This is a genomic window from Nocardiopsis valliformis DSM 45023, assembly GCF_000340985.1.
In the GTDB taxonomy this organism is placed as follows: Bacteria; Actinomycetota; Actinomycetes; order Streptosporangiales; family Streptosporangiaceae; genus Nocardiopsis; species Nocardiopsis exhalans.
The window spans coordinates 1-14,171 of record NZ_ANAZ01000032.1 but is presented as its reverse complement, the minus strand read 5'-3'; the positions used below and the strand labels follow the sequence as shown (position 1 = coordinate 14,171).

9 protein-coding genes are annotated in these 14,171 nt (G+C 69.8%); all 9 read left to right on the top strand.

Features of this window, described 5'->3' with window-relative positions; all coding sequences use genetic code 11:
• Window positions 1-2 precede the first annotated feature (2 nt).
• The 9 genes from mrdA (at window position 3) to proB (ending at window position 13,935) form a co-directional block, all read left to right on the top strand.
• Entirely contained in the window at window positions 3-2,135 is a 2,133-nt protein-coding gene (gene mrdA, locus D457_RS0125265; RefSeq protein ID WP_026117017.1) for a penicillin-binding protein 2, read from the top strand.
• A complete protein-coding gene (rodA, locus tag D457_RS0125260) occupies window positions 2,135-3,319 on the top strand; it encodes a rod shape-determining protein RodA (RefSeq protein WP_017583468.1) in 1,185 nt (394 codons plus the stop codon). Before mrdA ends, rodA begins: the two co-directional genes overlap by 1 nt.
• A gap of 153 nt (window positions 3,320-3,472) precedes the next feature.
• The gene (locus tag D457_RS0125255) at window positions 3,473-5,410 is read left to right on the top strand and encodes a TIGR03960 family B12-binding radical SAM protein (RefSeq protein WP_017583467.1); all 1,938 of its coding nucleotides are present in this window, start codon (window positions 3,473-3,475) and stop codon (window positions 5,408-5,410) included.
• Window positions 5,411-6,123: 713 nt separating this feature from the next.
• On the top strand, window positions 6,124-6,906 hold the full coding sequence (locus D457_RS0125250) for a TIGR03936 family radical SAM-associated protein (protein WP_017583466.1): 783 nt from the start codon (window positions 6,124-6,126) through the stop codon (window positions 6,904-6,906).
• A 158-nt stretch (window positions 6,907-7,064) separates the two neighbouring features.
• Complete coding sequence (locus D457_RS0125245) at window positions 7,065-10,298, top strand: Rne/Rng family ribonuclease (protein ID WP_017583465.1); 3,234 nt, start codon at window positions 7,065-7,067, stop codon at window positions 10,296-10,298.
• 280 nt (window positions 10,299-10,578) lie between these two features.
• Complete coding sequence (gene rplU / locus D457_RS0125240) at window positions 10,579-10,890, top strand: 50S ribosomal protein L21 (RefSeq protein WP_017583464.1); 312 nt, start codon at window positions 10,579-10,581, stop codon at window positions 10,888-10,890.
• A gap of 12 nt (window positions 10,891-10,902) precedes the next feature.
• Window positions 10,903-11,163, top strand: a complete 261-nt coding sequence (rpmA, locus tag D457_RS0125235; protein ID WP_017583463.1) for a 50S ribosomal protein L27 — start codon at window positions 10,903-10,905, stop codon at window positions 11,161-11,163.
• A gap of 144 nt (window positions 11,164-11,307) precedes the next feature.
• Complete coding sequence (gene obgE, locus D457_RS0125230; protein WP_017583462.1) at window positions 11,308-12,672, top strand: GTPase ObgE; 1,365 nt, start codon at window positions 11,308-11,310, stop codon at window positions 12,670-12,672.
• A 99-nt stretch (window positions 12,673-12,771) separates the two neighbouring features.
• The gene (gene proB / locus D457_RS0125225) at window positions 12,772-13,935 is read left to right on the top strand and encodes a glutamate 5-kinase (RefSeq protein ID WP_026117016.1); all 1,164 of its coding nucleotides are present in this window, start codon (window positions 12,772-12,774) and stop codon (window positions 13,933-13,935) included.
• The last annotated feature ends 236 nt before the right edge of the window (window positions 13,936-14,171 follow it).

Below are 14,171 nucleotides of genomic sequence, written 5' to 3'. Positions count from 1 at the left end.
TGGTGCGTAAGCCACCCGTGGGCCCCGCCCTGCCCGGGCGCAGGCTCGGCTGGTTCGGTCTCGTCTTCGCCCAGTTCCTGGTCCTGGTCCTGTTCACGGCCCTGGTCGCCCGCCTGTGGTACCTCCAGGTGCCCATGGCCGACTACTACCGTGAGCTCGCCGTCGCCAACCACCACCAGGAACTCGTCGTCCCCGCCACCCGCGGGCAGATCCTCGACTCCAGCGGCCGCACCGTGGTCAGCAACAAGACCCAGCTCCTGGTCTCGGCCGACTACCACGAGCTCCAGGGCATGGAGGACGGCGGTGAGGGGGTCCTGAGCGACCTCTCCGACGTCCTCGACGTCCCCCTGGAGGAACTCCAGCAGCGCATGCGCCTGTGCGGCCCCGAGATCCAGCGGCCCTGCTGGCCCGGATCGCCCTACCAGCCCGTCACCCTCGCCGAGGACGTGGACGGTCCCGTCGCCCTGCAGATCATGGAGCGCGCCGACGACTTCCCGGGGATCACCGCGCAGGCCCAGGCCGTGCGCGAGTACCCCTACGGAGAGCACGCCGGGCAGATGCTCGGCTACCTCCAGCCCGTCACCCAGGAGGAACTGGAGGCACGTGAGGAGCTGCGCACCCAGTTCACCGGGATCGACATGGTGGGCCGTGACGGCCTCGAAGCCGTCTACGACAAGCAGCTGCGCGGCAACGCCGGACTGCGGACCCTGGGCGTGAACAACCACGGTGAGGTCATGGACGTGATCTCCGAACGCCTCCCCGAAGCCGGCACGCACCTGGTCACCCACATGGACATGAACGTCCAGAAGGTCGCCGAGCGCGCACTGGCCAAGGGGATGGCGGGCGCACGGCCCAAGTACAAGGCCGACTCCGGCGCCGCCGTCGTCCTGGACGTCACCAACGGCGGGGTCGTGGCCATGGCCAGCGTGCCCACCTACGACCCCAGCATCTGGGACGGCGGCATCGACCAGGAGACCTTCGACGCCATGCTCAGCGAGGAGGCCGGGGAGCCCCTGCTCTCCCGCGCCGTCCAGGGCACCTACCCGCCCGGCTCCACCTTCAAGGTGTCGTCGATGTCCGCCGCGGTCGAGAACGGGTACCCGCTGCGCAGCACCTACGCCTGCCCCGGTTCGGTCAGCCTGGCCGGGCAGAGCTACGAGAACTACGCGGGTGCGGGCCAGGGCAGCATCACCCTGAAGCAGGCGATCATCGCCTCCTGCAACACCATCTTCTACAACTTCGGCTACCAGATGTGGCTCAAGGACGGCGGGCTGCACCCCGACGGCGACCCGGAGGAGGCCATGGCCGAGATGGCCCGCGGCTACGGCTTCGGCTCGCCCACCGGCGTGGACCTGCCCTACGAGACCGGCGGCCGCATCCCCGACCGCGAGTGGAAGCGCAGTTTCTGGGAGCAGACCCGGGAGGTCAACTGCGAGCGGGGGGAGAAGGGTTACCCGGAGGTGGCCGAGACCGACCCGTCCCGGGCCGCCTACCTCAAGCTGCTCGCCTACGAACACTGCGTGGAGGGCTTCGAGTGGCGGGCCAACGAGGCGATCAGCTTCGCGATCGGCCAGGGCGACGTCCTGGTGAGCCCGTTGCAGCTGGCCAGCGCCTACGCGTCCATCGCCAACGGCGGCACGCTGTATGAACCCCGCGTGGCCAAGGCGATGGTCGCCGCGGACGGATCCAGCGTCGAGATGATCGAGCCGACGGTCAAGAACAAGGTGCCGGTCAGCGAGGAGACCATCAAGTACCTCCAGGAGGCCCTGGCCGAGGTGACCACGTCCGGTACCGGTGGCGGCGCATTCGCGGGCTTCCCGCAGGACCAGGTGGCGGTGGCCGGCAAGACCGGTAGTGCCGACGCCGAGGGGCGCCAGGTGTCGTCCTGGTTCGCCTCCTACGCGCCGGTCGAGGACCCGCAGTACGCCATCGTCGTCCTGGTCTCCCAGGGCGGTACCGGTGGTGAGACGTCGGCGCCCATCGCCCGCGAGATCTACGAGGGCATCTACGGTTTCTCCCGCTCCGGGGAGAGCGAGGACGTGGAGCGGGGCGAACCGCTGCTACCCGGTGGTAAACCGCACACCGAACTGCCGGTCGTCCGCTCGGACGGTTCCATCGAGACGCTGGAGCCTTGATGATCACGAACATGGGCGGTCCGACCCGCCCCCGGCGCGACTTCGGACGGGCCCTGTCCACGGCGGCCGGGGGAGCCCGCCGCCTCGACTGGGTCCTGATCAGCGCCGTCCTGGCACTCGGCGGGATCGGCTCCCTGCTGGTGTGGTCGGCGACGCTGCCCGGTGACGGGAGCAGCCCGCTCGAATCCACGGACCAGCTGGTCCGCCACCTGGCGCATCTGGGCGTCGCCCTGGTGGCCTGCCTGCTGCTGGCCAGCATGGACTACCGCACGGTTCGCGCGTACGTGCCGATCGTCTACCTGCTGACCGTCGTCGGCCTGATCCTGGTGATCACCCCGCTCGGCGCGGTGATCAACGGTTCGCGCGGCTGGATCGTGGTCGGCGGTTTCCAGTTCCAGCCCAGTGAACTGGCCAAGGTCGGCCTGGTCCTGGCACTGGCCACCCTGCTGGGCGAACCCCGGGACGGCGAGACCCGTCCCATGACCCGCGACGTGCTGTTCGCTCTGTTGGTGCTGGTGGTGCCGCTGGTGCTGGTGGTGTTCCAGCCCGACCTCGGCACCAGCCTCGTGCTCGTCGCGATCTTCCTCGGCGTGCTCGCTCTGTCCAAGGCCCCGGTCATCTGGGTGGCGAGCATGCTCGCCAGCGGTGCGGTCGCGGTGTTCGCGGTGCTGTGGTTCGACCTGTTGGAGCCTTACCAGGTGCAGCGGATCGCCACTCTGATGGACCCGGCGGCCGACCCCCAGGGGGCGGGCTACAACTCCGCCCAGGCGCTGATCGCCGTGGGCTCGGGCGGCTTCGACGGCACCGGGCTCTTCCAGGGCGAACAGACCCACGGGCGGTTCGTGCCCGAGCAGCACACCGACTTCATCTTCACCGTGGCGGGAGAGGAACTCGGGTTCGTCGGGGCCGCGGCGATCATCATCCTGTTCGTGGTGGTCCTCTGGCGGATCCTGCGTATCGCCCAGGGGTGCGAACTGCCGTACCCGCGGCTGCTGTGCGTGGGGACGGCCGCCTGGTTCGGTTTCCAGGGCTTCGTCAACATCGGGATGGGACTGGGGTTGTTGCCCGTGACCGGCCTGCCGCTGCCCTTCGTGTCGTACGGCGGCACCGCGATCCTCGCCAACATGCTGGCCGTCGGTCTGGTGCTGGGTGTCAACTCCCGGGACCGCGGCTTCGAGTTCTGACCGCACCCTGTCCTTCCGGGTGGCCCTTGGCCTTCTGACCAGTTCTTGTCCGGTCTTGACGCGGCCTGTGGACAACCCTCCAGGGCCGGGGTAGCGCCGGTAGCCTGGAGGGATCCAGCCAGACACGATGTCCGCCGATCGAAGGCCAACACCATGTCCGTCGAAAGCATCTTTCCGCGCCTTGAGGCCCTGCTCCCGCAGGTGAGTAAGCCGATCCAGTACGTGGGCGGTGAGCTCAACTCCGTCGTCAAGGACTGGGACTCCACCAGAGTGCGCTGGGCACTGATGTACCCGGACGCCTATGAGGTGGGGGTGCCCAACCAGGGCGTGCAGATCCTCTACGAGGTTCTCAACGAACGCGAGGGGGTGCTGGCCGAGCGCGCCTACGCCGTTTGGTCGGACATGGAGAAGCTGATGCGCGAGCACGGGGTCCCGCACTTCACCGTGGACTCCCACCGGCCGATCCGCGCCTTCGACGTGCTCGGGCTGAGCTTCGCCAGCGAGATGGGCTACACCAACATGCTCACCGCGCTGGACCTGGCCGGTATCCCGCGACGCTCCGCCGACCGGACCGAGGAGGACCCCCTCCTCCTGGCGGGCGGGCACTCCGCCTTCAACCCCGAGCCCATCGCCGACTTCCTGGACGCCGTGGTCCTGGGCGACGGCGAGGAGATCGCCCTCGCCGTCACCGAGATCATCCGCGAGTTCAAGGACGAGGGCGAACCCGGCGGCCGCGACGGCCTGCTGCTGCGCCTGGCCGCCACCGGCGGGGTGTACGTGCCGCGCTTCTACGACGTCAGCTACCGCGACGACGGCCGGATCGCCGCCTACACGCCCAACCGCCCCGGGGTGCCGAACACGGTCCAGAAGCACACCGTGATGGACCTGGACCAGTGGCCCTACCCCAAGAAGCCGATCGTGCCCACGGCCGAGTCCGTGCACGAGCGCTACAGCGTGGAGATCTTCCGCGGCTGCACCCGGGGCTGCCGGTTCTGCCAGGCCGGGATGATCACTCGCCCGGTGCGCGAGCGCAACCAGCAGACCGTCCAGAAGATGGTCGAGGAGGGGGTGAAGTCCTCCGGTTTCCAGGAGGTCGGCCTGCTCTCTCTGTCCAGCGCCGACCACAGCGAGATCGGCGACATCGCCAAGAACCTCGCCGACCACTACGAGGGCACCAACACCGGGCTCTCCCTGCCCTCCACCCGGGTGGACGCCTTCAACATCGACCTCGCCAACGAACTCACCCGCAACGGCCGCCGCTCCGGGCTGACCTTCGCGCCCGAGGGCGGCAGTGAGCGGATGCGCCGGGTGATCAACAAGATGGTCACCGAGGAGGACCTCATCCGCACCGTCACCGCCGCCTACGCGGCCGGGTGGCGACAGGTGAAGCTCTACTTCATGTGCGGTCTGCCCACCGAGGAGGACGAGGACGTCCTGGCCATCGCCGACCTCGCCACCGAGGTGATCCGCACCGGCCGCGAGGTGACCGGGCGCAAGGACATCCGCTGCACGGTCTCCATCGGCGGGTTCGTGCCCAAACCGCAGACCCCGTTCCAGTGGGCGGCCCAGACCTCGCACGAGGACGTGGACGCCCGCCTGCGCAAGCTGCGCGATCGGCTGCGCGGAGACCGCAAGTACGGCAAGTCCATCGGCCTGCGCTACCACGAGGGCCGCCCCTCCATCGTGGAAGGGCTACTCTCCCGCGGCGACCGCCGGGTGGGCCGGATCGTCGAGGAGGTCTGGGCGGCCGGCGGCCGCTTCGACGGCTGGAGCGAGCATTTCTCGTACGACCGCTGGATGGAGGCGGCCGAGGCTGGATTGGCCGGAACCGGCGTGGATGTGGACTGGTTCACCACTCGTGAGCGCGACGAGGACGAGGTCCTGCCCTGGGATCACTTGGACGCCGGGCTGGACCGCTCCTGGCTCTGGCAGGACTGGCAGGACTCCCTGCACGGCGAGGAGTCACTGGAGATCGATGACTGCCGGTGGAACCCCTGCTACGACTGCGGTGTGTGCCCCACGATGGGCACCGAGATCCAGATCAACGACACGGCGGAGGGCCGCCCGATGCTGCCCCTGACCGTGCTCTGAGGTGCTGGGGGCGGTATTGGCTCGCGTCGTACTGGTGGGGGCCGGTCCAGGCCGCGGAGGTGGCGGATCGGCCCCGCAGGGGTGAACCACGGCGTGAACCACGGGGCCGTGCGGGGAACCTGAGGGCTGTGGGCCTGCTGATGTGCGGGAAAACCGACACAACCAGTGTGAATCAGGTGAAAGAGGAGTAGGATTCGCGCTCCGGGCGCTCTCTGCCGTGGGGCTCGACCTCGCCGGTGCTTCGTGCGCCGGGGGGAGCTTTTCCCGCAGATTCTCTGATGTGAGGAAGAGCGTCCGAAGAAGAAGGTGTACGGCCCGGCGCCCCGCTCGCGCCGGGCCGTACGTGAAGTAAGACTCGCGGGGTGCGCGGGGGGTTGCCATGGATTCAGGATTTCTTTGGATTTTTTTTTCCGGACCCCCGTGTTCTGGTGGTGAATGCCGGTGCGGAGTCCGTCCGGACCCGGTCGGGACTTTTCGATCAGGGGTCCTCGGGGGAGATACCGGTATGCGAGTCCTGTTGGCGCATGTGCACTGCGGCGCACCGTACGCTGAGCAGGACGAGGAACAGCCCCTGCGGGCCGCCACAGCCGGTCCGGACCCAGGGGGCACTGAGGAAAGGAGTTGAGCTGCCCCCCGCACACGAGGGCACCACCTCACCCTCCACCGCCAGCCCCGGCCAACGCCTTCGCGTTCGCTACGCCAAACGCGGGCGCATGCGCTTCGCGAGCCACCGCGACATCGCCCGGGCACTGGAGAGAGCCCTGCGCAGGGCCTCGGTACCCGTGGCGTTCTCCGCTGGCTTCTCACCACACCCCAAGATCTCCTACACGGGCGCGGCCCCCACCGGGGTCGCCAGCGAGGCGGAGTATCTTGAGCTCACTCTGGCCGAGGCGCGCCGACCCGAAGAGGTAAGGGGCGCGATCGATGCGGCCATGCCCGACGGGATCGACGTGGTCGAGGTCGTCGAGGCCCGCACCCCGGGTCTGGCCGACCGGCTACAGGCCTCCCAATGGCGCGTGGAGATGGCGGACGTCGACCCCGACGACGCCGCCAGGGCGGTGGCCACCTACCTGGCCGCCGAAAGCGTTGAGGTGGAACGGATGACGAAGAAGGGCCGACGCCGCTTCGACACCCGCCCCGCTGTTCTCGGCATTGATGTGTGTAGCCGATCCCACGGGCGCGCCCCAGGGGACCGACACGCGACATATGCCATACTTCGAATGGTCGTACGGCACACGACACCTGCTGTACGACCGGACGACGTGCTGACCGGCCTTCGCCAACTGGCCGACCTCGCGCCGCTGTCATCACCGAAGATGACCAGGCTGGCGCAGGGGCCACTGGACGAGGCGACAGGTGCGATCGCCGATCCGTTCGACGCGGACCGACCCGAAGCTCACACCATCGAGAGCCCCGGACCCGCGCACGACCAGACGAACGATCGCCGCACCCGCGCACCACGGCCGTCATCGCCCATAGCGGGACCGCCGCAATGAACGGTCCCAAAGCGGGGAACATGGGCGAAACCACAGGACTTTGCCCCGGTGGCACCCCGGTGCCACCGGCGCTGACACAGCGACGACAGCTCTCGTGAGCCGCGCTACCGACCGAGAGGTCGAGGTGCGCCCGAGCGCTTTGACGGGAGACCGCCCGGATGCTCGACAACGAGCCCAAGAACGGTGCCGACGGCACCGCGGGTACAACTGAAACAACCGAGAACAAGGCGGCGACGCCCCCTTCGGGGGACGGCGCGGTTCGGGTGACCACGCCCGCGCCGGCCAAGGGCGCTCGCCGCGCGGCAGGACCACCCCCCGAACCCGACGACGTCTTCTCTCCGCCCGCCATGCCAGTCACCACCCTGGCCGGCTCCGGTGAGGGCGGCACGGTCAAGACCTCGGTGAGTACGTCCAGCTCGCGCAAGCGCACCGTGCGCGCCGCGGGCCGACCGGACGACGCTCCCGCCGCCGCGCCGCGCCGTACGCGTACCCGGGCGGCGGCCCAGGACAAGGGCGACACCGCGCAGGTCACCGAGTCCGGTGGCTCCGCCGAGGCCCGGGAGGACACCCGGACCCAGGGCGGCGCCAAGGACAACGACAAGGACTCCGGCAGGAGCCGGACCCGCGGCAGGGCACGTGGCCGTTCGGGCCGGACCGCGGACCGGGCCGCCGAGGCGCCCGCCCCGCAGGTCCAGGACGACCCGGAGGAGGCCGAGGAGACCCCGGCCGAGACCTCCGGCGGCGCCGTCTTCCAGCCGCCCGGCGGCATGCTCTTCCAGCCCCCGGTCGCCAGCGCGCCCGCCCAGACCAAGCCCAAGAAGGAAAAGGTCGTCGAGGCGGAGCCCGAGCCCGAGGAGGACACCGAGGAGGAGTCCGCCGAGAGCCCGGCCGAGGAGACCGGTTCGGACGAGCGCCCCAGCCGTCGCCGCCGTCGCCGCGGCGGTCGCGGCCGCGGCCGCTCGCGCACCGGCGAGGACCAGGACAACGAGGACGCCCAGAGCGACTCCGCGCCCGCCGAGAGCACCGCCAAGCAGCGCGAGAGGGACGACCGCGCCGACGCCGAAGAGAACGGGACCGAGGAGGCCTCCGGTGAGGACTCCGAGGACGGTGAGGACGGCGAGCGCGGCAGCAGCAGCCGTCGCCGTCGTCGCCGCCGTCGGCGTTCGGCCTCCGGCGGCGAGTCCACCAACGACGACCCGCCGAACACCGTGGTCAAGGTGCGCGAGCCGCGCCAGGAACGGCCCATCGAGAACGAGGTCCAGGCGGTCCGCGGCTCCACCCGCCTGGAGGCCAAGAAGCAGCGCCGCCGCGAGGGTCGCGAGCAGGGCCGCCGCCGCGCGCCCATCGTCACCGAGTCCGAGTTCCTGGCCCGCCGCGAGGCGGTCAAGCGCGACCTGGTCGTGCGCCGGATCGGCGACCGTACCCAGATCGCTGTACTCGAGGACGACATCCTCGTCGAGCACTACGTGGACCGGGCCACGCACCGCTCCTACGTGGGCAACGTGTACCTGGGCCGGGTGCAGAACGTGCTGCCGTCGATGGAGGCCGCCTTCGTCGACATCGGCAAGGGCCGCAACGCCGTGCTGTACGCGGGCGAGGTCAACTGGGACTCGTTCGGCCTGGACGGCCAGCCCAAGCGCATCGAGTCGGTACTCAAGTCCGGCCAGTCGGTCCTGGTGCAGGTCACCAAGGACCCGGTCGGCCACAAGGGTGCCCGCCTGACCAGCCAGATCAGCCTGCCCGGCCGCTACCTGGTGTACGTGCCCGGCGGGTCGATGACCGGTATCAGCCGCAAGCTCCCGGACAAGGAGCGCGCGCGCCTCAAGACCATCCTCAAGAAGGTGATGCCCTCCGGCGCCGGTGTGATCGTGCGTACGGCCGCCGAGGGTGCCAGCGAGGAGGAGCTCGAGCGCGACATCAACCGTCTGGCCAAGCAGTGGGAGTCGATCAAGCGCAAGTCCAAGTCGGCCAACGCCCCGTCCCTGCTCAACAGCGAGCCGGACCTGACGGTGCGCGTGGTGCGCGACGTGTTCAACGAGGACTTCTCCAGCCTGGTCGTCGCCGGTGAAGAGGCCTGGACCACCGTCCACGAGTACGTGGACTACGTGGCGCCCAACCTCGCCGAGCGCCTGTCGCACTGGGACGAGGACCGCGACGTCTTCTCCGAGTACCGGATCGACGAGCAGATCAACAAGGCTCTCGAGCGCAAGGTGTACCTGCCCAGCGGCGGTTCGCTGATCATCGACCGCACCGAGGCCATGACCGTGGTCGACGTCAACACCGGAAAGTTCACCGGTCAGGGCGGAAACCTCGAGGAGACGGTCACCAAGAACAACCTCGAGGCGGCCGAGGAGATCGTCCGCCAGCTCCGCCTGCGCGACATCGGCGGCATCATCGTCATCGACTTCATCGACATGGTGCTGGAGTCCAACCGCGACCTGGTGCTGCGGCGGATGCTGGAGTGCCTGTCCCGGGACCGGACCAAGCACCAGGTGGCCGAGGTCACCTCGCTCGGTCTGGTGCAGATGACCCGTAAGCGGGTCGGCCAGGGGCTGCTCGAGGCCTTCTCCCACACCTGTGACCACTGCAACGGTCGCGGCCTGCTGGTCTCCAGCGACCCGGTGGAGAACAAGGGCGGCGGCGGTGGCGGCACCGGTCGCAAGAAGAAGAAGGGCAAGGGCGAGGCCGACGGAGCCGCTGACAAGGCCGAGAAGCAGGACGGCGACGACCGTCCCGCGGAAGCCGAGGAGAGCGCCGAGCAGCCCGCCACGAAGGCGGACAAGGCCGACAAGGGCGGCGAGAAGCCGGAGAAGGCCGACAAGCCCGAGAAGGCCACCAAGCGCAGTCGTGGCCGCAAGGCCGCTGAACCGGTGGCCGAAGCCGAGCAGGCTGGGTCTTCCCCGGACGCTGTGGTTGAGGAAGGCTCGGCCGCTGTGACCGAGCTCGCACCGGACGTCGAGGCCCCCGAGGCCGAGCAGTCCGTCCCGGCGAAGAAGACGCGTAAGCGTTCCTCCCGCGCCAAGAAGGCCGTCGAGCCCGTCGAGCCCGTGGAGACCGCGGCAGCGGCCGAGACGGCCGCGCAGGAGCCCGTCGCGGAGCAGGGTGAGCAGACCCCGGAGCAGCCCGAGGCCCCTGCGGCCGAGGAGGCCCCGGCCAAGAGGACCCGCAGGCGCACCAGCACCCGCAAGGCGGCCGCGGCCGCCGACAGCGGTGAGGGTGAGCAGGCGCAGGCGAGCGGCACCGAGCAGGCCTCGGACGCCGACGCCGCCGAGACACCCGCCGACGGGGACGCGGAGGGCGCCACCGAGCGTCCCAAGCGTCGCCGTACACGGCGGACCAAGACGGCGGTGACCTCACCGACCGGTGGGTCCACCGCGGTCGACGCCGGCTGACCTCAGGGTCAAGGCGGGACAGCAGCCTGGCCCGGATCCGGTAACGAACCGGTCCGGGCCAGGGCATGTGTGCGGGCCTGTGTCGGGTCGGTGGTAATCTGATGGACGGTGCGTCGGCGCGCCCCGAATGTTCGCGCGCCCCGAGACCGCAGTGCTCTCCACCAAGGTGGGTTTGTTTCCCTCAGATCCCCGCGCCCCGCTACAGGCGATTCGTGGATCGTGGCATCACGGTCATGAGTGAGCGCATTATTCGTTGAGCGAGCAGGAAGAGAGTTACCCGGTGTACGCGATCGTGCGAGCGGGCGGCCGACAGGAGAAGGTGTCTGTCGATGACGTTCTGAACATCGACAGGGTCTCCGACGAGACCGGCGCCACCCTTACGTGGCAGCCCATCCTTGTGGTCGACGGTGACAACGTCATCAGCGAGGCCGACAAGCTGAGCGGCTACACGGTTACCGCCGAGGTTCTCGGCGAGACCAAGGGCCCCAAGATCAACATCATGAAGTACAAGAACAAGACCGGTTACAAGAAGCGCCAGGGTCACCGCCAGAAGCACACCCAGGTGCGCGTCACCGGCATCGCGGCGAAGTAGGAGGCTGGAGAAATGGCACATAAGAAGGGCGCTTCTTCCAGCCGTAACGGTCGTGACTCGAACGCCAAGCGCCTCGGCGTGAAGCGCTTCGGCGGTCAGTCCGTTTCGGCCGGTGAGATCCTGATCCGTCAGCGCGGCACCAAGTTCCACCCGGGCGCCAACGTCGGCCGCGGTGGCGACGACACGCTGTTCGCGCTGGTCGACGGTGAGGTCAAGTTCGGCAGCTTCCGCGGCCGCAAGGCCGTCAACATCGTTCCGGCCGCCGCCGAATAGGCTGCGCCGTAACAGCGGTTTTTCGGGGCGGGCCAGGGAACACTGGCCCGCCCTTCGCGTTGTCACTACTGAGTCACTGTTGACACGTGTGCAGTACCCGGTCTCCGCCAGGTGGCGGCGGCCTCATGAGTAACGGGGAGAGTTATGCCTGACTTCGTCGACGAGGCGGTCTTGCACGTCAAGGCCGGGAACGGCGGGCATGGCTGTGCCTCCGTGCACCGTGAGAAGTTCAAGCCGCTGGGCGGACCGGACGGCGGCAACGGCGGCCAGGGCGGCGACGTCGTCCTGGAGGTCGACAGCCAGACCGCCACGCTGCTGGACTACCAGCGCCGACCGCACCGCAACGCCCAGAACGGCACGCCCGGCCAGGGCGGCCACCGTGCCGGGGCCAAGGGCCAGGACCTGGTCCTGACCGTGCCCGACGGCACCGTGGTCACCAGGGCCGACGGTGAGGTCATCGCCGACCTGGTCGGCCACGGCACCCGCCTGGTACTGGCCCAGGGCGGCAGCGGCGGCCTGGGCAACGCCGCGCTGGCCTCCAAGAAGCGCAAGGCCCCCGGCTTCGCCCTCAAGGGTGAGGAGGGCGAGGCCTTCGACATCCGCCTGGAGATGAAGACCATCGCCGACGTCGGCCTGGTGGGCTTCCCCAGCGCCGGCAAGTCGTCGCTGATCGCCGCGATGTCCGCGGCCCGGCCCAAGATCGCCGACTACCCCTTCACCACCCTCATTCCGAACCTGGGCGTGGTGGAGGCCGGCGCCACCCAGTACGTCATCGCCGACGTCCCCGGCCTGATCCCGGGCGCGAGCGCGGGCAAGGGCCTGGGCCTGGAGTTCCTGCGCCACATCGAGCGCTGCTCCACCCTGCTGCACGTCCTGGACTGCGCGACCTACGAGCCGGGCCGCGACCCGGTCAGCGACCTGGACGCCCTGGAGGCCGAGCTGGCCGCCTACGGCGAGCAGGCCGGGGTGGACCTGTCCGACCGTCCGCGCATCGTCGCCCTGAACAAGGTGGACGTGCCCGAGGCGCGCGAGCTCGCCGACATGGTCACCCCCATGCTCCAGGAGCGCGGCTACAAGGTCATGGAGGTCTCCGCGGCCTCCCGCGAGGGCCTGCGCGAACTCTCCTTCGCCTTGGGCGAGCAGGTCACCGCGGCCCGCGAGGCCACCCCGCCCGAGGAGCCCACCCGCATCGTGCTGCGGCCCAAGATGATCGGTGACGTGCCCTTCGAGGTCGTGCCGCTGGGCGACAACGCCTTCCAGGTGCGCGGCGACAAGCCCGCCCGCTGGGTGCGCCAGACCGACTTCTCCAACGACGAGGCCGTCGGCTACCTCGCCGAGCGCCTCAACCGCCTGGGCATCGAGGAGGCGCTGGCCAAGGCCGGTGCCACGCAGGGCGCCGAGGTGCACATCGGCACCGAGGAGGACTCGGTGGTCTTCGACTGGGACAACTCCATGGACGCCGAGGCCGTCCCGTCCGGCCCGCGCGGAACCGACGCCCGGCTGGGCTGACCCGCGCGGGGACCGACCGCTCCACACCAGCCGGACCCACACAGGTACGAGCACGGCGCCCGGGTAGGGCGCCGTGCCACGGATGGAAAGCCCCTCGTGGTGCACAGCGCAGATATCGAAGAGCAGTACGCCGACTCCCTGGAGTCGGCCGGTCGCACAGCGGTCGGTCAGGCGCGCCGGATCGTGGTCAAGGTGGGGTCCTCCTCACTGACCACCCCGGACGGGCTGATCGACTCGGGCCGGATCCGCGACCTGGTCGAGGTCCTGGCGGCCCGCCGAGCCCTCGGACAGGAAGTGATCCTGGTCTCCTCCGGGGCGGTGGCCGCGGGGATGACCCCGCTGGGCATGACCCGCCGCCCGCACGACCTCGCCTCCCAACAGGCTGCGGCCAGCGTCGGCCAGGGCCTGCTCCTGGCCTCCTACTCCGCCGAACTGGCCGGGCACGGGCTGACCGCCGCCCAGGTCCTGCTCACGGTGGAGGACATGATGCGCCGGGTGCAGCACCGCAACGCCCAGCGCACCCTGCGCCGCCTGCTGGACATCGGCGCCCTGCCGATCGTCAACGAGAACGACACCGTCGCCACCCACGAAATCCGCTTCGGTGACAACGACCGCCTCGCCGCCCTGGTGGCGCACCTGATGCGCGCCGACGCTCTCGTGCTGCTCTCGGACGTGGACGCACTCTACGACGGTAACCCGGCCGACCAGGGCACCTCGATCGTGCACCTGGTGCGCGGCCGGGCGGACCTGGACGGCATCGACATCGGCAGCACCGGCAAGCGCGGTGTGGGCACCGGCGGCATGGTCACCAAGGTGGACTCGGCGCGGATCGCCACCGAAGCGGGCGTGCCCACCCTGCTCACCTCGGCGGCCAACGCCCGCGCGGCCCTGTCCGGCGAGCGCGTGGGCACGTTCTTCGCCGCTGCTGACGGCCGTCGTCCCTCCGCCCGTCAGCTGTGGCTGGCGCACGCCACCGCTGGCCGGGGCAGCCTGGTCCTGGATCCGGGCGCGGTCAAGGCCGTGGTGAAGGAGAAGGCCTCGCTGCTGCCGGCGGGCGTGGTGAAGGTGACGGGCGACTTCACCGCCGGGGACCCGGTCGACCTGCGCGACGAGGAGGGCACGGTGGTCGCCCGCGGCCTGGTCAACTACGACGCCGCCGAGGTCCCCGACCTCATGGGCCGCTCCACCCGCTGGCTGGCCCGCGAGATGGGCCCCTCCTACGAACGCGAACTGGTCCACCGGGACGACCTCGTGCTGCTCTGACTAGAGGGAACGAACGATCACCGAAGGCCGTTCCGGGGTGCTGAGCCCCGGACCGGCCTTCGTCATGTCCGGGGCCGGTTCCCGGGGTTCAGCTCGGCGGGGATGTGGTGCCCCTAATCCCGCTTCCACACCCCGCTTATCCCCGATGATCTTGCTACCAGGAGCGCTGTACCACCGAAACCCAAGGCGCTTGGGGTCAAGTGGTTGTTGCAATGAGGGTCTCGTTGAGGACCTCG

Excerpts from the sequence above, each read along its gene's own strand:
- rodA (WP_017583468.1), top strand. The coding sequence starts at position 2,135 with ATGATCACGAACATGGGCGGTCCGACCCGCCCCCGGCGCGACTTCGGA.
- D457_RS0125255 (WP_017583467.1), top strand. The coding sequence starts at position 3,473 with ATGTCCGTCGAAAGCATCTTTCCGCGCCTTGAGGCCCTGCTCCCGCAG.
- D457_RS0125250 (WP_017583466.1), top strand. The coding sequence starts at position 6,124 with ATGCGCTTCGCGAGCCACCGCGACATCGCCCGGGCACTGGAGAGAGCC.
- D457_RS0125245 (WP_017583465.1), top strand. The coding sequence starts at position 7,065 with ATGCTCGACAACGAGCCCAAGAACGGTGCCGACGGCACCGCGGGTACA.
- rpmA (WP_017583463.1), top strand. The coding sequence starts at position 10,903 with ATGGCACATAAGAAGGGCGCTTCTTCCAGCCGTAACGGTCGTGACTCG.
- obgE (WP_017583462.1), top strand. The coding sequence starts at position 11,308 with ATGCCTGACTTCGTCGACGAGGCGGTCTTGCACGTCAAGGCCGGGAAC.